We start from the raw sequence: 18,434 nt of genomic DNA, 5'->3' as shown, positions 1-18,434 counted from the left end.
CCGGCGACGGACGCCGGCCGCCCGGTGATCGTTGAATTGGGGCGCCCGTCAGTCCACGTCGACCCAGTCGAGGGTGCGCTGGACCGCCTTCTTCCATCGGGCGTAGCCGTTCTCGCGCTGCTCCGGCGACCAGGCCGGCTGCCAGCGCCGGCTCTCGTTCCAGTTCTCGCGCAGCTCGTCGGTGTTCTTCCAGAGCCCGACGGCGAGGCCGGCGGCGTACGCCGCGCCGAGCGCGGTGGTCTCGGCGACCACCGGCCGGCTGACCGGCACGCCGAGGATGTCCGCCTGCATCTGCATGCACAGGTCGTTGACGGTGACGCCGCCGTCGACCTTGAGACACTCCAGGTGCACCCCGGAGTCCTGCTCCATGGCCTCGGCCACGTCGCGGCTCTGGTAGCAGATGGACTCGAGGGTTGCCCGGGCGATGTGGGCGTCGGTGTTGAACCGGGAGAGGCCGACGATCGCGCCGCGGGCGTCGGAGCGCCAGTACGGGGCGAACAGGCCGGAGAACGCAGGCACGAAGTACACCCCGCCGTTGTCCTCCACCTGGCTGGCCAGGATCTCGCTCTGGGCGGCGCTGCTGATGATCTTTAGCTGGTCGCGCAGCCACTGCACGGCCGAGCCGGTGACCGCGATCGAGCCTTCGAGCGCGTACACCGGCGCCTCCGCGCCGAACTGGTAGCACACCGTGGTGAGCAGCCCCGCCTTCGACCGCACGATCTCCGTACCGGTGTTGAGGAGCATGAAGTTGCCCGTGCCATAGGTGTTCTTCCCCTCGCCGGGGGCGAAGCAGACCTGCCCGACCGTAGCGGCCTGCTGGTCACCCAGGTCGCCGGTGAGCGGGACCGGGCCGGTGAACGGGCCGTGCGGCGCCGTGCTCCCGTACGAGCGCGGGTCGGACGACGGCCGGATCTGCGGCAGCATGGCGCGGGGGATGTTGAAGAACGACAGCAATTCGTCGTCCCAGTCCAGCGTCTCCAGGTTCATGAGCATGGTGCGGCTGGCGTTGGTGGGGTCGGTGACGTGCACCCCGCCCTCGATGCCGCCGGTGAGGTTCCACAGCAGCCAGGTGTCGGTGTTGCCGAAGACCGCCTCGCCGCGCTCGGCGGCCTCGCGCACCCCGTCGACGTTCTCGAGGATCCACTGGATCTTCCCGGCGGAGAAGTACGTCGCCGGCGGGAGGCCGGCTTTGCGCCGGATGACGTCGCCCTTGCCCTCGCGTTCGAGGGCCGCAGCGATGCGGTCGGTGCGGGTGTCCTGCCAGACGATGGCGTTGTAGTAGGGCCGGCCGGTCCGGCGGTTCCACACCACAGTGGTCTCGCGCTGGTTGGTGATGCCGAGCGCGGCGAGGTCGGAGGCGGCCAGGCCGCGGGCGTTCATCGCGGTCTGAATGACCGTCTGGGTCCGCTCCCAGATCTCCAGGGGATTGTGCTCCACCCAGCCGGCCTGCGCCAGGATCTGCTGGTGTTCGAGCTGGTGGCGGCCGACCTCGTTGCCGCCGTGATCAAAGATCATGAAGCGCGTGCTGGTGGTGCCCTGGTCTACGGCGCCGACGAAGTCAGCCATGCGAGGTGTCTCCTTCTTTGTTCGTCGCGAGGATGCAAGTCGGCGGATGTCAGACGCAGGCGAACTCGGACCTGGCCGAAACCGTCTCGGTAGCCAGGTTGCCCGGCTCCGGCTCGTCCTCGCTAGTCGGTGTCTACTAACGTTCGCGCCGAGGAACGGGAGACCTGGCAGCGCGCGGTGGAGCGCACCTTCGGCTGGATCAAGCCGGAGGCCCGAGCGACCAACCGGTGACCGAGCGTGGCGGGATGCGCTACAGGAACGTACCGACCGGACAGGGTTGCCGACTCGGGTATTGACTGTGAACTAATGCGCAACATTCAATGTCGAAGTGGCAAAGTGCCACGTCGGAGCGGCCTCGGCACGGACCACCGACATCGCCACTTCGACCGACTTTCGCTCTTACGTCACCTGGAGCCGTCGTCAGGGGTGCAGTGGTGCGAAGGACAATCGGGTGAACGAGCGCCGCCGCAGGATGCAGCTCGGCGCGGCCTTGCACGTCGTCTCGCACGGGGTCGGCGTCATCTACTGCCTCATGACGCTCCGCCAGCCGAACCGGGACCTCATGCTCGCGGCCTACGGCTGCGGAATGGGGGCTGGCACCGCGGGCTTGTGGGCAGCGAGGACGGTGACCACGAAGGCGGCCGGCTACCGCGTCTCGTTCGCCATCCTGCTGGTCACGCTCATCGTGGCCTCGTCGAGCGTGCACTGGGACGGCGGCGCCGCCTCACCCGCCGCCCTGGGCTTCGTGACCACCGCCGTGTTCGTCGCCAGCTACATGCCACACCTGCGCCTGATGATCGCGCTCGAGGCGCTCACTGTCGGGTCCTACCTTGCCGTGGCCGTCACCGGAGAACCGACTCGGCCCGGTCACCTCTTCATCTACGTCGCCGCCATGGTCGTGCTGATCTCGGTCTGCTCCACGCAGGCGCGGAAACTGGCACGGCAACGTTCACAGCTACGTTCTCTCGCGACACTGGACCCGCTCACCGGCGCCCTGAACCGGCGCGGCCTGGCCGAGTTCACTGAGCCGCTGTTCCGGAGAAGGTGTCGCCCCGGACCGTCCATCCTCTGCCTGGACCTGGACGACTTCAAGCTCGTCAACGACCGCCTCGGGCATGCCGCCGGCGACGAACTGCTGCGGTGGATCGTGGCGGCGACGCGCGAGGTGCTGCGCGCCGAGGACGCGATCGCACGGGTCGGCGGTGACGAGTTCGTCGTCGTCCTGGTCGACGCGGACGAGGCCACCGCCCGGACCGTCATGACCCGAATCGACGCGGCGGTGCGCGCGCGTGCCGGTGTGAGCATCGGCGCGGCCAGTGCTCCCCGGGACGGGGGCACCCTTCAGACCCTGATGCAGGTGGCTGACCAGCGCCTTTATCGTGTGAAACAGGAACGTCGCCGGGCCGCGAACCCGCCGCCGGGAGACCGCAACGGCCTGCTGGTCAACCGCCCGGGCACCCTCGGCGTGCCGTAGCCGACCAGTTGCTGAGGCCGTGCTGCTGCATCTGCTTCCGTGCGGCAGGCCTTTCACCAAGCCACACTCCAGGTGACCATCCGATCACGCTAAGATGCCGTCGACGTCGGAGTAGGTGGTTGCCCTGAGCACGATGGATCCCTCCGCCACACCGGTGGCGACGCCGGACCCCGCCGCACCGGCCGAGCCAGACCACCTGTCACCCCCTGACGGCGCGACCCATCCGCCGCTGCGGCGGGTGGGGGACGAGCCGATCGACTCGGTCAGCGCGCTCCTCGTGGTTCTGATCCTCATCGCCGTCCTGCACCGGCAGATCGGCGACCTGCTCGCCGGACCGCGCGTCCAGACCTGGCTGACGGTGTTCGTGTCCGTGCTGGTGCAGGCCGTGCCGTTCCTCGTCTTCGGCGTGGTTCTCTCGGCCGTCATCGCGGTGTTCGTACCGCGGTCGTTCTGGACCCGGGCCCTGCCTCGACACCCGGCGCTCGCGGTCCCCGTGGCCGGCGTCGCCGGCGTCGTGCTTCCCGGCTGCGAGTGCGGGTCAGTGCCGATCGCCGGCTCGCTCATCCGTAGCGGGGTCACCCCCGCCGCCGCCCTGGCGTTCCTGCTCGCTGCGCCGGCGATCAATCCGATCGTGCTCACCGCCACGGCCGTGGCCTTTCCGAAGAACCCGGAGATGGTGGCGGCTCGCGGCGGAGCCAGCCTGACGGTAGCGGTGCTCATGGGCTGGCTCTGGCTTCGGCTGGGCCACGCCGAGTGGATCCGCCTGCCGCACCGTCCCCATCTCGACGGCCTACCCCGAATCGAGGCGTTCTGGGCGGCCTGCCGGCACGACATCGTCCATGCCGGCGGCTTCCTCGTCGTCGGGGCGATGGCGGCCGCCACCATCAACGTGGCGGTCCCCCCGTCCGTGCTACACAACCTGGCGGCCCAACCGCTGCTCTCCGTGCTCGCTCTGGCCGTGCTCGCCTTGCTGCTGTCCATCTGCTCGGAGGCCGACGCGTTCGTCGCCGCGTCGCTGTCCCAGTTCTCCCTGACCGCGCGGCTGGCGTTCCTCGTCGTCGGCCCGATGATCGACCTGAAACTGATCTCCATGCAGACCGGCATCCTCGGCCGGCGCTTCGCCGCCCGCTTCGCGCCGGCGACGTTCGCCCTCGCCGTGCTGGTCGCGACCGGACTCGGGACGGTGCTCTGGTGAACCGACCGGCCCAGGCCGTGGTCATGCTGCTTCTCGGCGGCGCCATCCTCCGTGCCACCTGGACCGACGCGTACCTGCGCTACGTCAAGCAGGGGCTGCGACCACTCCTGATCGCCGCCGCCCTGCTCCTGGTCGCCGCCGCCGTCATGACCCTGCGCTACGAACTACGCGACCAGCCGGGCGATCGGTCGGAGCGCGACGACGACCACCACCATGGCCGCTCCGGCCACAAGGTCGGCTGGCTGCTCCGGCTGCCGGCTCTCGGGCTGCTCATGATCGCCCCGCCCGCCCTCGGCGCGGACACCGTCGCCCGCGCGGGCTCCGCGCTGACCCGCACTGAGGAGATCGCCTACCCGCCACTGCGCCCAGGAGATCCGGCGAAGCTCACCCTGCTCGAGTACGGCTACCGCGCCATCTACGACGAGGGCCGCACCCTGCGGGGCCGCGAGATCGAACTCACCGGCTTCATCGCCACCGGCCCCGACGGCCAGCCCATGCTCGCGCGCATCATCCTCGCCTGCTGCGCCGCCGATGGCGTACCCATCAAGATAGGTCTTCGCGGTGATGTGCCCCGCCTCCCCTCGGACTCGTGGGTGCAGGTGCGGGGCCGCTGGATCCCACACACCGCCAAGGACCGGATCAACGACTCCCACATCCCGTACCTCGAGGTCGACAGCTGGCAACGGATCAGGCCGCCCACCGAGCAGTACGAGTGATCCGGGGCGGGCGGTCACCCGGGGCCCGTCAAGCACCGCGAGGTCGCGCACCTTGCCCACGGAATCAGCTGCGGAGCGGCGGGTAAGGCAGCAGCCCCGAGACGGAGCACGGCTTACAGGACTGGCGATCTGATGGCGACGAGCAGGGCAGCCTTGCTGCTGCGCGAAAGGGGGGGCCCGGAGCGCGCCACCTTCCTGGAACTCTTCTTTGATCTGGTGTTCGTCTTCGCGCTCACCCGCGTCTCGCAGCAGGCCGTTGAGCATCTGACCGGGGATAAGCGAATCGCCCTCCTGGAATCCGGCCAGCCACTTCTGCTGCTGCTGGCGCTGTTGATGGTCTGGTACGCCACGACGGCCGTCACCGACATTTACGACCCGCAACGGCCGGAGATCCAACTGCTCGTCGTCGCGACCATGCTCGGCGCCCTGCTGATGGCGGTCGCCGTCCCGCAGGCGTTCGGTGAACGCGGCCTGGTCTTCGCGGGAGCCTACGTCGCCATCCAGATCGGGCGTGGACTCTACTTCGTGCCCGCCCTGCGCGGCCATCCGGCACAGCGCCGGGCGGAGCGCGTGCTCTTCTGGTATGGAATGTCTGCCGTCCCGTGGATTGCCGGCGCCCTGGCCCCCGGAGCTGTGCCCCGCGCGGCGCTGTGGACGCTTGCCCTCGCCATAGACTACGGCGGCATCGCGCTCGGCCAGCCAACACCGCGCCTCGGCCGGCAGCCCGCGGCGGAGTTGCCGGTCGTGGTCGAACACCTGTCTGAGCGGTATCGGCAGTTCTTCATCGTCGCACTCGGCGAGCCCATCCTGATCACGGGTATCACGTACAGTGGCAGCAACTTTGAGGCCGACCGGACCACGGCCCTTCTGGTGTCATTCGCCACCATCGTGCTGATCTGGCGGATCTACATCTACCGCGCGGGCGAACTCTTACCGGCGGCCATGCGGGCGTCCCGCCATCCCGCCCGTCTGGCCGGCTTGACGGCATTCGCCCACCTGCTCATGGTGATCGGCATCGTGGCCATCGCCACGGGCAACGATCTTGTAATTGCCCACCCGGCTACGCGCACCGACCCGACCTGGGTCGCCGTCATCCTCGGCGGACCCGCGTTGTATCTGGCCGGCAGAGCCGTCTTCGAGTACGTGGTGTCCGCACGCGTGTCCCGGTCGCGGGCGATCGGGACGCTCGGGCTGGCCGCCATGGCCCCGGCGATGACCCCCGCGCCGCCGCACATAGCCGCGATCGCGCCCGTCGTCGTCCTGGCCGGAGTCGCCGTCGCCGACGCGGCGCGCGCCCGGCGGGAGCGATTCGCCCCGCCGTCACCTCCCCCAAGATGATCACTGCTTCCGCACGTTCGCGTCACGGGTCCAAGTGCAGCAGGGCGGCGTGACGGCCACGGGCTGACCACGGGCCACCGGATCGCTCAGTCGGCCCCGGAGATCAAGGCCAGGCCGGTCTCCGAATCCACCCGTTTCGCCAACTCCGGCGCCACCTCCGAGATGATGACCTCCAGCGTCGGCCAGACCTCGCCGCGCAGCAGATGCCCGCCGACCGTGCTGCCGTCGGACCGTCCCAGCACCGCGTGCACGTGCAGGGCGGGCTCGCCGTCCTGCTCAGCGACGTCGCCGAGCAGGGAGAGCACCTCGACCTGCTCGGCGACCGGGATCCGCCGGTAGTCGCCGGCCTCCCGATCGAACCAGCCGACCTCGGCGTCGGCGAACCCGCCCACCGCGGACACCCGGGCGGCGAGCAGCCGCTGCTCGCGCAGGGCCGCCCCGACGGCGACGACCGCCTCCTCCCCCTTGTCGCAGACCACCACCAGGACCCGCCCGGTCTGGTGGCGCACCTCCCGCGCCCTCATCGTCGATCTCCCAGCATTTGCGGCGGGCTCGGTCTAGACCCGGACGATGGGGGTGTCGACGAGGTGCTCGGCGATGAACCACGTCTGCAGTTCATTGGTGCGGATCACGTTCGATACCAAAAGGTCGTTGCTGCCGTCGTCGCCAGCCTCCGCCACCCGCGCTGCGGCGTCGTGCGCGTCGTTGAGGATCAGCTCGTGCGCTTCCAGCAGGCGCGAGAGCATCGCTGGCACCTCCTCGGCGCCGTCGGGCGGGCGGGGCACCCTGGTCAACTCGGCGACGTGGCGCGGATCCCCCACCGCGATCCCGCCGAGCGTCTGAATACGCTCGGCGATCATGTCGATCAGCTCGAGCTGTTCGTTCGCGTGTTTGTCCAGCAGCAGATGAAGCTGGTAAAACGTCGGCCCGCGCATGAGCCAATGATGCTTCTTGTAGAGCGAGTGCAGAATTTGGGTATCGGCGAGGATCCTGTTCAACCGTTCACACGAATACATTCGCGCGTCGTGTGAAAGGCCGATCGGTAGCTGCCGCACGGTCCCGAACGCCTGGATTTCCCGGCCATGCTGGTGTAGTAGCGGCTGGCTGTCCGAACGGACCTTTTGCTGGGTCATGGTGTCTCCTCCGATGCCTGGTCCGCCACGCTGGGCCACGTCCCCCGCCGCGGCCGCCCTCGGCACTCACGGTCGGCAGGCGGTTCCACACGAGCGTAGGCGGCTGGGATCCCCGGGGTGGCCGTAATCCGAAGCGGTCAACCGTCGCCCGCCGCTGACCTACGCTGCCGAGTAGGGGGATATCCGGGGGGTCAGATGGCGGAGACGCAGCGGGTGGCCGTACTCGGACTCGGCGGCATGGGACGGCCGATGGCGGCGAACATTCTCCGCGCCGGCCTGCCCACGGTCGTCTGGAACCGCCGCCCGGAGCCGGCCCGTCAACTCGGCGAGCAGGGCGCGGAGGTGGCCGACAATCCCCGGGACGCGGTACGCGGGGCGGACGTGGTGATCACGATGGTGACCGACGCGGACGCGGTCGTCTCCATCGCCGACGACCAGGGAATGTTGGCCGCCATGGCGGACGGCGCGATCTGGGTCCAGATGAGCACCATCGGGGTCTCCGCCACGGAACGCATCGCCCGGATGGTGCATGAGCGGCGCCCCGATGTCGTGCTGCTGGACGCGCCGGTGGCGGGCAGCCGGGGCCCGGCGGAGAAGGGGCACCTGGTCATCCTCGCCTCGGGACCGGAGCAGGTCCGGGAACGGATCGCCCCGGTCTTCGACGCCATCGGGCAGCGCACCGTCCGCTGGTCTCGCCCTGGGCCGCCGAGAAACTGCAGCGGATCGGCCGGGACGACTACTCGGCGCAGTACCCGCTCTCCCTCGCCGTCAAGGACGTCAACCTGGCGCTGCGTGAAGTCGACATCGATCGGTTCGCCGTGGCGAACAGCCTGGCCGCGGAGTGGCAACGGGCGGCGGAACGCGGGCTCGCCCACGAGGATCTCACCGTGATCACCCGCGCCCTGCAGCACTGAGGCAACCATGGCGAACATCCTGATCACAGGAGCAGGCACCGGACTCGGTCGGGGCACCGCGCTCGGCCTGGCACGTGCCGGTCATCACGTCATCGCCGGCGCCGAGATCTGGCCCCAGGTCCGTGACCTGCGGTCCGAGGCACAGCGGCACGGTGTGCAGCTCGACGCGATCAAACTCGACGTGACCGATGAGATCGATCGGAGACACGCCTTCGGCTACGACGTCGACATTCTCGTGCTCAACGCCGGTGTCCAGGAGGCGGGCTCCGTGGTGGAGATACCCATGGCCCGGGTTCGCCGATCCTTCGAGGTGAACGTCTTCGGTCACCTGCAACTCGTCCAGGGCTTCGCCCCGCAGCTGCTCGACAGGGGAAGTGGGAAGATTTTCTGGGTGTCGTCGGCGGCGGGCATCCGGACCAGGCCGTGGGTCGGCATCTACGCCGCCACCAAACACGCCATCGAGGCTTTGGCGTGGGCGATGAGAATGGAACTCGGTCCGCGCGGCATTCGAGTGGCCACAATCAATCCCGGCCCCTACCGGACCGGGTACAACGACACGGGCGTGGAGGCGATGTTCCAGTGGCGGAACGACACGAGCGCCCTGCTGGAACGGCCGGACTTCAGTCAGTATCTCGACAACCAGTACGACCCGCAGGAGATGATCGACGCGATGGTCCGGGTAATTCCCATGGATCATCATCCATATCGGACCGTGTGCCCCGAGCTCAGCTTGGCGCAGGACAAGGAATTCGAATCCCAGGTCTGGGCGTCCACGGTATGAGGTCCAGCCACAGGTCCTGTCCAGGCGGGCGGTGATCCGGCGCTGCTGGTGGTGCTGACCGCCGCGGCTGGCTGCCTCGACGTGTTCTGCCTGACCCGGCGCACGGATGGCCCGGCTGACCGACCGGAGGAGGCGCGCATGAGAGCCGTGGTCTACGAGGACGTCCGGACCGTCGGGGTGCACGAGGTGCCCGACGCGACGCTGGAGGCGGAGACCGACGTGCTGGTGCGGATCACCTCCAGCGCTTTGTGCGGAACCGACCTGCACATGTACGACGGGCGGACCGGAGCGAGCCCCGGCCTGGTGCTCGGCCACGAACCGCTGGGCGTGGTCGAGCAGGTGGGCAGCGCCGTGCAGACCCTCCGGCCGGGCATGCGGGTGGTGATCCCCACGCACCTGTTCTGCGGCACCTGCGCGATGTGCTCCCGCGGGCTCTCCGCCGCCTGTCTCCGGGCCCGGGCCGAGGGGCCGGGCGCCGCGTACGGCTACGCCGGGATGGGCCCCTACCGGGGCGCCCAGGCCGACCTGCTCCGGGTGCCGTGGGCCGACGCGAACTGCGTAGCGGTGCCCGGGGAGCCCGGCGACGCGTACGAGGACGACTTCGTCCTGCTCGCCGACGCGTTCGTCACCGGCTGGCACGCCGCCGCCACCCTCGCCGGGGTCGAACCCGGCGACACCGTCGCCGTGTTCGGCGCCGGCACCATCGGCCTGCTCAGCGCGTACTCGGCCCTGCTCCGGGGCGCCCGGGTCGTGTACTGCGTGGACTGCGTGGACGCCCGGCTGGACAAGGCCGGCGAGATCGGGGCGGTCCCGATCGACTTCCGCCGCGGCGACCCAGTCGAGCAGATTCGCCGGGACCGGGCACGGGCCGGGCTGCCCCTCGGCGAGGAGATGTTGAGCGGGGTCGACAAGGTGATCGACGCGGTCGGGTTTCAGGCCCGCGATCGCGAACACCCCGAGCAGGAACGCCCCGACCAGGTCGTCGCCGACGCGGCCCGGCTGGTCAACCCGACCGGCGCGATCGGCGTTGCCGGGGTGTACCCGGACCGGGACCTGCACCCCCGCCCGGGCGCGACCAGCCACGAAGACCTGGTCGCACCGTGGGGGACGCTATTCGGCAAGGGCGTCGCGGTCCGGTTCGGCCGTACCCACGACCGCCGCTACACCCGGCTGCTGCGCGACCTGGTGGTCTCCGGCCGGGCCCGGCCCGGCGTCATCGTCACCCACCACGGCAGCCTCACGGACGCACCCGAGCTGTACCGGCGCTTCGACCGCCGCGAGGACGGGGTGATCAAGGCTTTGCTGCACCCGTAGTCACCTCGTGCGTGTAATCGACGCGGTCACGGGTAGGGACGCGCGTGACGTGGCAGCGGCGTCGAGTGGCGCTGGTAGTGCTGGTGGTGGTAGGCGGGTGGCTGGCCATCGCGCTCGGCACCGCCCGCGGCGTCAACTCGCACGAGTTCCGCAGGAACGAGGTGTGCATGGATCCACCCCAGGGCACGGCGTGAGCCGACGAGCCGCCGAGCCCCCTGGCCACCTGTCGGCGTGGCCGTTCGTGGTGTGGTTCGGCATCGTGGCGATGCTGGCCGATGTCGTCTACGAAGGCGCCCGGTCCATCACCGGACCCCTGCTGGCTCACCTCGGGGCGAGTGCTCTGGTGGTGGGGGTGATCACCGGCGTCGGTGAGGCGTCCGCGTTGGTGTTGCGGCTGGTGACCGGGCCGCTCGCCGACCGTACCGGTCGTTTCTGGGCGTGGACGATCGCCGGGTACGTCATCACCGTCGTTTCCGTCCCGCCGCTCGGCTTGACCTCGGTGCTGTGGGTGGCCTGCGCACTCGTCATCGGCGAACGGGTCGGAAAGGCCGTCCGGCAGCCGGCGAAGGACACCCTGCTGTCTCATGCGGCGGCCGTGACGGGTCGCGGACGCGGGTTCGCGGTGCACGAGGCGCTGGACCAGGTCGGCGCGTTGGCCGGTCCACTTGCGGTGGCCGGTGTGCTGGCGGCAACGGGGAACGACTACGGACCGGCGCTGCTCACGCTCGCGGTGCCCGGGGCGCTCGCGCTCATCCTGGTGGTGTGGTTGCGCGTCCGCGTCCCTCACCCTGCCCGCTACGAACCGGGCGCGACCACCGAGCCGACAGCGGGCAAGATGCCACGTCCAGCGCAGATCACGGCGGGTGTCGCCCGGCTGCCGGGCACGTTCTGGGTGTACGCCGGGTTCACGGGGCTCACCATGACGGGGTTCGCGACGTTCGGGGTGTTGTCCTTCCACCTGGTGCGCGCCGGCCTGCTCCCCGCCTCGGCGGTGCCCGTGCTGTACGCCGCGGCGATGGTCGTCGACGCGATGGCTGCCATCGCCACCGGATGGGCGTACGACCGGTACGGGGCCCGGGTCCTCGTCGTCCTGCCGGTCGCGGCCGCGTTCGTGCCCGCGCTGGCGTTCTCCGCCATGGTCGGGGTCGCCGTGGTGGGCGTGCTGGTGTGGGGCGCCGCCCTGGGCATACAGGAGTCGACGCTGAAGGCAACCGTCGCCGACCTCATCGAGCCGGGCAGACGGGCCACTGCCTACGGCGTCTTCGCCGCGGTCGTCGGTGTCGCTGCCGCGGCTGGCGGGGCGCTGGCTGGTTGGCTGTACGAGACGTCGATACCGCTACTGGTGGCCGTCACCGTCGCCCTTCAGTTGGTGGCCCTGGGCGTGCTGGTCACGACACTGCGCCGCGCCCGCGCCTCCCGACGTACCCGGTGAGTAGCGCTGCTCGCCAGCCGATCCGGCCGCCGCAATCGCCACCCGAAGCGGCAGGCGGTGGGTCGGTACGCTGAGCCCCGTGGATCGTTGCGACGAGTGCGCATTCGTCTATGCCAGCGCGTCCGGCGAGGAGCTGCCGCGGCTCCTGCGCGAGCTGGGAGCGCGGTACGCGGCCGCGCTGGCCGAGGTACGCGACCTGCGCCGGCGACCGGCCGAGCGGGTGTGGTCGCCGTGACGCCAGGTCGTCCGGTGGATGCCCTACGCCATGTGGCGACGCGGCTTCACAGGCCGGCGCACGGGTTGTCGTTGATCGTGCAGCCCTGGGGCGCCCTGGTGAGCGCGTCGCGGACGTCGAACCTGAATGTCTGCGCCTTCCCGGCCGGTACGGGCGGCCCGGTGAAGGTGACGGCCTGCCCGTCCTGCCGCCAGTCCGCCCCGCTGGCGCTCGCGATCGTGCCGCCCTCGGACAGGGTGACGACCACCGTCCAATCCCTGGCCGCCGCGCCGCCCGCGTTGTCCACCACCACCTCGCCGGTGTAGCCGAAGACCCGGGTCGACACGGTCTCGTAGCGGGCCGTCACGGGAGGGGCCGAGGGCGGGATCGAGGCAGGCGTGCGCGAGGCTTTCCCGGTGGGGGTCCGGCTCGGGCGGAGGTCGCTCGGAGTGGCGGTCCGCTTGGGGCGCGAGGCGGCGGTCGCCTCAGGTGAGCGGCTCGTGGCGCTCGGGGCGGTCGCCAGCACCGGCAATGGGTTCGGTCCGGCGCCGTGTTCCTGCTCGTCCGGCAGCACGGTCCACGCCGATACACCGATGGTCAGTGCTGCCGCGGCGAGGACAGCGATCAGCACGCGGCGGCGGCGGTCGGTCGGCACGTCATCAAACGCCTCCGTCACCGGCAACTCGGCCGTCATCCCGACCTCGCCGCGCCGCAGGTCGACCTGCTGGAAGGCCAGCCAGTCAAGGATGGCCCGGAGCCGCCCGTCCAGCGCCTGCTGGTAGCACTGCTCGCGGTGGACGCGCTGCTCGGCGGGCCAGGTGCCGTGCTCCAGGACCTCGCGGACCGACAGCCGGCAGCCCTCGGTCGTCGGGGTGATGGCACAGGTCAGGCGCGAGCGCCGGCCGGCCTCCTGGCAGTGCAGAGCGATCAGCTCCGGTGGCCGCCGATCGGTCACCTCCGCGTCGACGGCGGCGTCGAAGCCGGGCAGCCCCGCCGTGTGCAGCAGCAGCCGTCCCCGCGCCTCCACCTCGGCTTCGGTGAACCACCGGGCGAGCAACCCTCGATCCGTCAATGCGTGCCAGACCCGGTCAGCCGGGTGGGGCAAGTCGACCTGCGCGCCGATCTCGATCACGGCGAGACTCTACGGGTACGACATCGGCCGTACCGGACGGCCACCCGCCGCCAGCTGCATTCGATCCGCGCGAGAGTGGTGGCGGTGACGTTACCCGGTCGGAGTCAGGTGCGCGGCGCGGCCACGGCGGCTTGGGCGTCCACAAGGCCCCAGCCGTACGTCGGCGAGTAGACGCCGCGCAGGCCGGCGACCGGGGTGCGGGCGGTGGACATCAGCACCGAGTACACGTTGTCGAGGCTGCGGCCCTGGGCGAAGAGCAGAGCCGCGACTCCCGACACGTAGGGCGTCGCCATCGACGTGCCGGCGTAGGCCTCGTAGTCGCCCTGTCCACAGGCGGCCGAGCCGGTGCCCACCGGGACGCTGGACCACACGTCGTCGTCGCAGTTGACGAGGCCGGCGCCACCGGGGGCGGCCACCGCCTTCAGGTCAGCCTTCGCCCCCAGGTTGGAGTACCACGCCTTCACCTCGTTCCGGTCGGTGGCGGCGACGCACAGGGCACCGGGTTCCCAGGCCGGGGTGTCGCAGAGGGGTGCGGTCTCGTTGCCGGCGGCGGCGATGACGGCGACGCCCTTCGCCTGCGCGTACGCGATCGCCTCGGTCGCGTCGGCCTCGAGCCCGGTGAGGGTGAGGGCCTGGGAGCCCGGCAGCGCGCCGAGACTGAGGTTGACCACCTTGGCGCCGTGGTCGGCCGCGTAGCGGATGCCGGCGGCGATGTCGGCGAAGCTGCCACTGCCCGCCTCCAGCACCTTGATCGGCATGATCTTGGCGTCGGGGGCGACTCCGGCGACACCGACGCCGTTGCCGGTGGCCGCGGCCGCGATGCCCGCCACATGCGTGCCGTGCTCGTCGTCGGCGTCGGGCTTGCCGTTCGGGCCCCGCCAGTCGCCGTTTCCGCAGGAGGTCGGGCCGCAGTCGACGAAGGTCGCGCCGGGAACCAGCTTGGACTTGAGGTCCGGGTGGCCGAGGTCGACGCCGGTGTCCACCACCGCGATCACCACGCCCGTTCCGGTGCTGGTCGCCCACGCCTGTTCGGCGTGGAGCTGCCGCAGGCCCCACTGCTTGTCGTACAACGGATCGTTGACGGCCGCCTGCACGGGCGTGGCGGCGACGGCCACCAGGGCGGTGGCCACCGCGGTGCCGGCGAGTAACCGGGCGATCGACATGAGACCTCTCCTCAGGATGCGACAGCGCTTCATCAAGGGAATCGGTGATCAGGCGGGAGACGTAACAGCGGCAGCCGACACGGTGGTCTCGGCGTCCTGCCGGACCGGCAGCAGGAGGCGGCAGCACCGCGGCGCCGGCGCGCCGCACCGGTCCAAGATCAACTAGCCGACGGGCGTCCCGTTGAGGTGTCGTCGCGCTGTCCGGTCGGAGACGCCGGCGTGGCGGGCGATGTCCGCGATGGTGGCGGTGGGGTTGGCGGCTCGCGCGGCGCGCACACGATCGGCAGCGGACGGTTGGCCGGCGCTACCGGCCGGCTTCTTGGCGACCGTGCCGGTGCCACGTGCCGGCTTCCTGGCCACCGTGCCGGTGCTGCCCGACGCTCGAGATGCACTTGACCGGGGTGTCACATCGGCGCTCTGGTCGTCCGATGCGGGGACGTCAGCGCCCTTCGAAGTCTGCGTTCCGGCAACGGCAGGGGTGGCGGCCGGTCCTCCTCCCGTCAGCATCTCCACCACCAGCAGTAGCGCCAGGGCCGGCCAGGCGGAGATGAATCGCGCGACGATGTTGTCCGGCGCTGCCAGGACGTTCGCGATGATCGACGCTACGACGCCGATGGTGAACGAAACGCGTGCGGACAGGCGACCGGGCCGGCCGGCGGCCCGGTCGTCGGCCAGCACCGCTGAGGCCACGATCAGCATTCCGTCGACGCTGACGGGCAGCAGGTTGGCGAGGAGGGGTGACTGGCCGTGCTCGGCCGCGAGCTGCCGCATGTGGCTGTAGCTGGCGACGGCGGCCACGCCGGCGACGATGGCCGCCGAGGCCGTCCGCGCGACCCTGGTCAGGTTCATGCGTCCCCGCCGCGAGCCGCTGTGGTACGTGTTGCTGCGAGGTGGTCGACCTGGTCGACCGGCCGGCAGAACATCTCCACGCGGTGCGCGGGCCTGGTCCGCTTCCTGGCAAGGCCGCGCCGATAGCCCATCGTGAGGCTCACCTCCGGGTGGTTGTCCGGCGTGACCGTAGCGCACCGGGCCCGGCGGAGCCGACGGTGGCATCGGTTCGTGTGCGGGCGCGATCCGGAGCGCTGACGTTCGGTGACGGTCTAGTGGCCCTCATCAACTCCTTGCGAAACGTATCCGCTCGGCGACCGGCATCAGGTCGAACGGACGATGGGGCAGGGACTGATACCAGTACGCCACCGATGAGAAGTCGTCGGAGCGCTTGTTGGCGTGGCCGTGCTCGATGGTCACCCGGATCGATTCGGCGAACGTCACCGGATCCTCGATGTGGAAGCGGTAGAGCGAGATCTCACCGCTCCAGTTCTCGCCGCCGGGCAGGGTGATGCCGTGGTACGGCGCATGGTGCGACTGCGTGGGGCACCACGCCGTGTTGAAGTAGTCCTCGGTGCCGGTTCCGTGCAGGGACGGCGGGAAGGGTTCGCCGTCGATGAAGATCATGTCGTCGCCCTCGCCGTACCAGTTCCAGTCGCTCGTCTGGCGCAGGTTGCGAATGTTGAGGACGCAGCCGACGTAGTGCCCCCGGCCGACCGCGTCCAGGATGACGTAGTTGCCGTCACCGGTCAGGTTGGTGCCCTCCACCTGGAACTGCCGGTTGGTCTCCGCTCCCTGCGGCACGCCGTCGGTCGGCCGCTCGCAACGCCACTGGGCGTGGAAATAGCCGAGTTCGGCGGTGATGTCCTCGGCGGCGGCGGGCTCGAAGACTTCATAGTCGACGTAGTAGTAGAAGAAGACCGGCTCGTGCTCGAGCTCGCTGATCAGCTCGACCCGCGCACGCCGGGCGAACGGCATGTGGAACCACGAGTTGAAGGCCTTGCCGTCCTGCGGGCTCATCTGCAACGGCGCGGACACGAAGTTGGCCGTCCTGCCGTGGCCCATGCCGAAGAAGTCCCCGAGCGGCACGAGCACGCTGGGCGCCGCCGCATCGTCCCAGGTGATGCGGAGGACGAGTCGGCGCAGGTAGTCGCTCTCCACGGCGTCGGGAACGTCGCGGTGCGGCAGCGCGACCGTGCACCAGATGTGGTTGATCGAGCCGGGGCCTTCAACATCGGCCAGCAGCGCGGTGCTGCCGGGGGCGATGGTGAGCCGGTCGTCGTTTCCGCCGGTACGGTCCCAGCTCGAGGCCCGACGTCGCCGGCTCTTCCGCAGCCTGGGCAGGTCGCGCAGGCTGGAACCGTATTGGCCGTAACTCATGTTGTTTCCCTACTTGTGGACTACTTCAGACCGGAGGTCTTGATGGCGTCGACCAGCCAGCGTTGGCCAACGAGGAAGGCGAGCACGGTCGGGACGGCGGCGACGACGGTCGCGGCGAGCACGTAATGCCAGCCCGAGACGTACTGGCCCTGCAGGGTGGAGATGCCGACCTGCACCATCCGCAGATCGGGATCCTGGGTGGCGATCAGCGGCCAGAGGAAGGCGTTCCAGTTGGCCAGGAAGAACAGCACGCTCAGCGAGGCCAGGGCCGGCTTGCTCAGCGGCAGCACGATGGTCCACCAGCGCCGGAAGTAGCCGCAGCCGTCCAGGTCGGCGGCCTCCTCCAGCTCCTTGGGGATGTTCAGGTAGTACTGGCGCAGCAGGAAGATGCCGAACGCGTGGAAGATCGCCGGCAGGATCAGGCCGGCGTAGCTGTCCAACAGGCCGAGTTCGCGCACCACCAGGAACAGCGGTACGAGGATCACCGGCAGCGACACCAGCAGCGTGGAAATGATCACGCTGAAGATCAGCTGCCGGCCCGGGAAGCGCAGCCGGGCCAGCGCGTACGCCGCCATCGAGTGCAGGGCCAACGCGATCACCGTGACCGCCACCGAGACCACCGCGCTGTTGAACACGTACCGGCCCAGCGGGATCTGGGTGAGCACGTAGGTGATGTTGTCCAGGGTGAGCCGGCTGGGCAGCCCCGGCCGGAAGACCTCGTCGCCCGGCTTGAACACGGTGACCAGCAACCACAGCAGGGGCGCGACGGTCAGCCCGGCGATCAGGTACGCGACCAGGGCCCGGATACCGATGCGGGGCCTGCGGCGTCCGACGCGGGTCTCACTCTGCATGGAACCGGCCTCCCCGGGTCGCGACGAACATGATGCCGGTGGTGACGACCAGGAACGCCACCACCACGGTGGTCAGTGCCGACGCGTAGCCGTAGTGGTTGAAGCCGAAGGCCTGCTGGTAGATGTAGAAGACGACCGTGGAGGTGCTGTTGGCCGGGCCGCCCCGGGTCAGCACGTACACCAGGTCGAAGGCCTGCAACCCGGTGACCGCCCCGACCATCGAGTTGACCACCACGAAGAAGCTGGTCGGTCGCAGCAGCGGCCAGGTGATGTGCCGGAACCGCTGCCAGGAGCTGGCTCCGTCGATCAGCGCCGCCTCGGTGAACTCCCGCGGGATGTCCTTCAGCCCGCCGAGCATGATCAGCATGTTGTAGCCCATGAAGAACCAGACGCTGATCAGGACGTAGGTGGCCATGGCGAGGCCGGGGCTGCCGAGGAACGACACGTTGCCCAGGCCCACCGGGCGCAGCACGTTGGACAGCATCCCCTGCTTGTCGATGAGCAGGAACTGCCAGACGATACCGACCACGACAAGGCTGATGACGTTCGGCGCGAACAGCGCCGCGCGTACCCCGCCGACCCCTGGAAAGTGGTCCCGCACCAGCAGCGCCAACCCCAGGCTGACCAGGAAGCAGAGCGGGACGAACGTCGCCACGTACGTCGCGGTGACCCGCACGCTCTGCCAGAGTTGTTCGTCGGACGCCATCAGGCGGAAGTTGTCCAGGCCGACGAAGGTGTATCCGCCGAAGCCGTCCGCCTCGTACAGGGAGACGCCGAGCGCGAGCGCCATCGGCAGCCCGACGAAGACGATCAGGCCCAACAGGTCGGGCGCGACGAACGCGTAGCCGGCTAGGGCCTCCCGGCGTCGCCGCCCGGCCAGAGACGCCCTGCCCCGGCCCGGCCCGGGGGTACGCCCCGGCCGGGCCGTGCGGCCCGGGCTCGGTCGTTGAACGACTGTCACTGTGACTTCGCTCCTTCTCCGTGCCCGGGCACCCGGGCGGTG

The 18,434-nt window shown here is 70.1% G+C and carries 19 protein-coding genes; 10 read left to right on the top strand and 9 right to left on the bottom strand.

Annotated elements, in window-relative coordinates:
- Window positions 1-48: 48 nt before the first annotated feature.
- A complete protein-coding gene (gene glpK, locus GA0070624_RS13615) occupies window positions 49-1,566 on the bottom strand; it encodes a glycerol kinase GlpK (protein ID WP_091341020.1) in 1,518 nt (505 codons plus the stop codon).
- Between the two features lie 451 nt (window positions 1,567-2,017).
- Between glpK and GA0070624_RS13610 the strand changes: the two genes are divergently transcribed.
- The 4 genes from GA0070624_RS13610 to GA0070624_RS13595 all read left to right on the top strand — a co-directional run bounded on the left by GA0070624_RS13610 (window position 2,018) and on the right by GA0070624_RS13595 (window position 6,289).
- Window positions 2,018-3,040, top strand: coding sequence for a GGDEF domain-containing protein (locus tag GA0070624_RS13610; RefSeq protein WP_141715007.1), 1,023 nt, complete (start codon window positions 2,018-2,020; stop codon window positions 3,038-3,040).
- 133 nt (window positions 3,041-3,173) lie between these two features.
- Window positions 3,174-4,235 (top strand): permease, encoded by a 1,062-nt coding sequence (locus GA0070624_RS13605; protein WP_091341016.1) that lies wholly within the window; start codon window positions 3,174-3,176, stop codon window positions 4,233-4,235.
- Window positions 4,232-4,951, top strand: a complete 720-nt coding sequence (locus GA0070624_RS13600; RefSeq protein ID WP_091341014.1) for a TIGR03943 family putative permease subunit — start codon at window positions 4,232-4,234, stop codon at window positions 4,949-4,951. Before GA0070624_RS13605 ends, GA0070624_RS13600 begins: the two co-directional genes overlap by 4 nt.
- A gap of 153 nt (window positions 4,952-5,104) precedes the next feature.
- Window positions 5,105-6,289, top strand: coding sequence for a low temperature requirement protein A (locus GA0070624_RS13595; protein ID WP_245718773.1), 1,185 nt, complete (start codon window positions 5,105-5,107; stop codon window positions 6,287-6,289).
- A gap of 86 nt (window positions 6,290-6,375) precedes the next feature.
- Here the strand turns inward: GA0070624_RS13595 and GA0070624_RS13590 are convergent, their stop codons facing one another.
- Together GA0070624_RS13590 and GA0070624_RS13585 are read right to left on the bottom strand one after the other, a co-directional pair.
- Complete coding sequence (locus GA0070624_RS13590) at window positions 6,376-6,813, bottom strand: PPC domain-containing DNA-binding protein (protein WP_091341009.1); 438 nt, start codon at window positions 6,811-6,813, stop codon at window positions 6,376-6,378.
- A 33-nt stretch (window positions 6,814-6,846) separates the two neighbouring features.
- Window positions 6,847-7,422, bottom strand: coding sequence for a Dps family protein (locus GA0070624_RS13585; protein ID WP_091341007.1), 576 nt, complete (start codon window positions 7,420-7,422; stop codon window positions 6,847-6,849).
- Between the two features lie 195 nt (window positions 7,423-7,617).
- Between GA0070624_RS13585 and GA0070624_RS13580 the strand changes: the two genes are divergently transcribed.
- The 6 genes from GA0070624_RS13580 to GA0070624_RS34700 all read left to right on the top strand — a co-directional run bounded on the left by GA0070624_RS13580 (window position 7,618) and on the right by GA0070624_RS34700 (window position 12,098).
- Complete coding sequence (locus GA0070624_RS13580; protein ID WP_091341005.1) at window positions 7,618-8,313, top strand: NAD(P)-dependent oxidoreductase; 696 nt, start codon at window positions 7,618-7,620, stop codon at window positions 8,311-8,313.
- A gap of 30 nt (window positions 8,314-8,343) precedes the next feature.
- Window positions 8,344-9,117 (top strand): SDR family oxidoreductase, encoded by a 774-nt coding sequence (locus tag GA0070624_RS13575; RefSeq protein ID WP_091341003.1) that lies wholly within the window; start codon window positions 8,344-8,346, stop codon window positions 9,115-9,117.
- Between the two features lie 138 nt (window positions 9,118-9,255).
- Entirely contained in the window at window positions 9,256-10,431 is a 1,176-nt protein-coding gene (locus tag GA0070624_RS13570) for a glutathione-independent formaldehyde dehydrogenase (RefSeq protein WP_091348775.1), read from the top strand.
- 44 nt (window positions 10,432-10,475) lie between these two features.
- Window positions 10,476-10,625: a hypothetical protein gene (locus GA0070624_RS34705; protein ID WP_176731684.1), complete on the top strand. Its 150-nt coding sequence runs from the start codon at window positions 10,476-10,478 to the stop codon at window positions 10,623-10,625.
- Between the two features lie 47 nt (window positions 10,626-10,672).
- Complete coding sequence (locus tag GA0070624_RS13565) at window positions 10,673-11,863, top strand: MFS transporter (RefSeq protein ID WP_218105374.1); 1,191 nt, start codon at window positions 10,673-10,675, stop codon at window positions 11,861-11,863.
- Between the two features lie 79 nt (window positions 11,864-11,942).
- Entirely contained in the window at window positions 11,943-12,098 is a 156-nt protein-coding gene (locus GA0070624_RS34700) for a hypothetical protein (protein ID WP_176731683.1), read from the top strand.
- A 46-nt stretch (window positions 12,099-12,144) separates the two neighbouring features.
- On the opposite strand, the gene GA0070624_RS13560 is transcribed toward GA0070624_RS34700, so the two are convergent.
- The 6 genes from GA0070624_RS13560 to GA0070624_RS13535 form a co-directional block, all read right to left on the bottom strand.
- Window positions 12,145-13,209 carry an SRPBCC domain-containing protein gene (locus GA0070624_RS13560; RefSeq protein ID WP_091341001.1) on the bottom strand — a complete coding sequence of 355 codons (1,065 nt, stop codon included), beginning with the start codon at window positions 13,207-13,209 and terminating at the stop codon, window positions 12,145-12,147.
- A 104-nt stretch (window positions 13,210-13,313) separates the two neighbouring features.
- The gene (locus GA0070624_RS13555; RefSeq protein WP_091341000.1) at window positions 13,314-14,372 is read right to left on the bottom strand and encodes a S8 family peptidase; all 1,059 of its coding nucleotides are present in this window, start codon (window positions 14,370-14,372) and stop codon (window positions 13,314-13,316) included.
- A 162-nt stretch (window positions 14,373-14,534) separates the two neighbouring features.
- Window positions 14,535-15,221 carry a DUF2637 domain-containing protein gene (locus GA0070624_RS13550; RefSeq protein WP_281180973.1) on the bottom strand — a complete coding sequence of 229 codons (687 nt, stop codon included), beginning with the start codon at window positions 15,219-15,221 and terminating at the stop codon, window positions 14,535-14,537.
- A gap of 264 nt (window positions 15,222-15,485) precedes the next feature.
- Entirely contained in the window at window positions 15,486-16,580 is a 1,095-nt protein-coding gene (locus GA0070624_RS13545) for a glycoside hydrolase family 172 protein (RefSeq protein ID WP_091340996.1), read from the bottom strand.
- A 20-nt stretch (window positions 16,581-16,600) separates the two neighbouring features.
- On the bottom strand, window positions 16,601-17,431 hold the full coding sequence (locus GA0070624_RS13540; protein ID WP_091340995.1) for a carbohydrate ABC transporter permease: 831 nt from the start codon (window positions 17,429-17,431) through the stop codon (window positions 16,601-16,603).
- Entirely contained in the window at window positions 17,421-18,392 is a 972-nt protein-coding gene (locus tag GA0070624_RS13535; RefSeq protein ID WP_218105154.1) for a carbohydrate ABC transporter permease, read from the bottom strand. The genes GA0070624_RS13540 and GA0070624_RS13535 overlap by 11 nt, the downstream gene beginning before the upstream one ends.
- Between the last annotated feature and the right edge of the window lie 42 nt (window positions 18,393-18,434).

Origin of the sequence: Micromonospora rhizosphaerae (assembly GCF_900091465.1) — a bacterium.
Lineage (GTDB): Bacteria > Actinomycetota > Actinomycetes > Mycobacteriales > Micromonosporaceae > Micromonospora > Micromonospora rhizosphaerae.
Note: the sequence above shows the minus strand (reverse complement) of the source record. Positions and strands in the feature narration are given on the sequence as shown.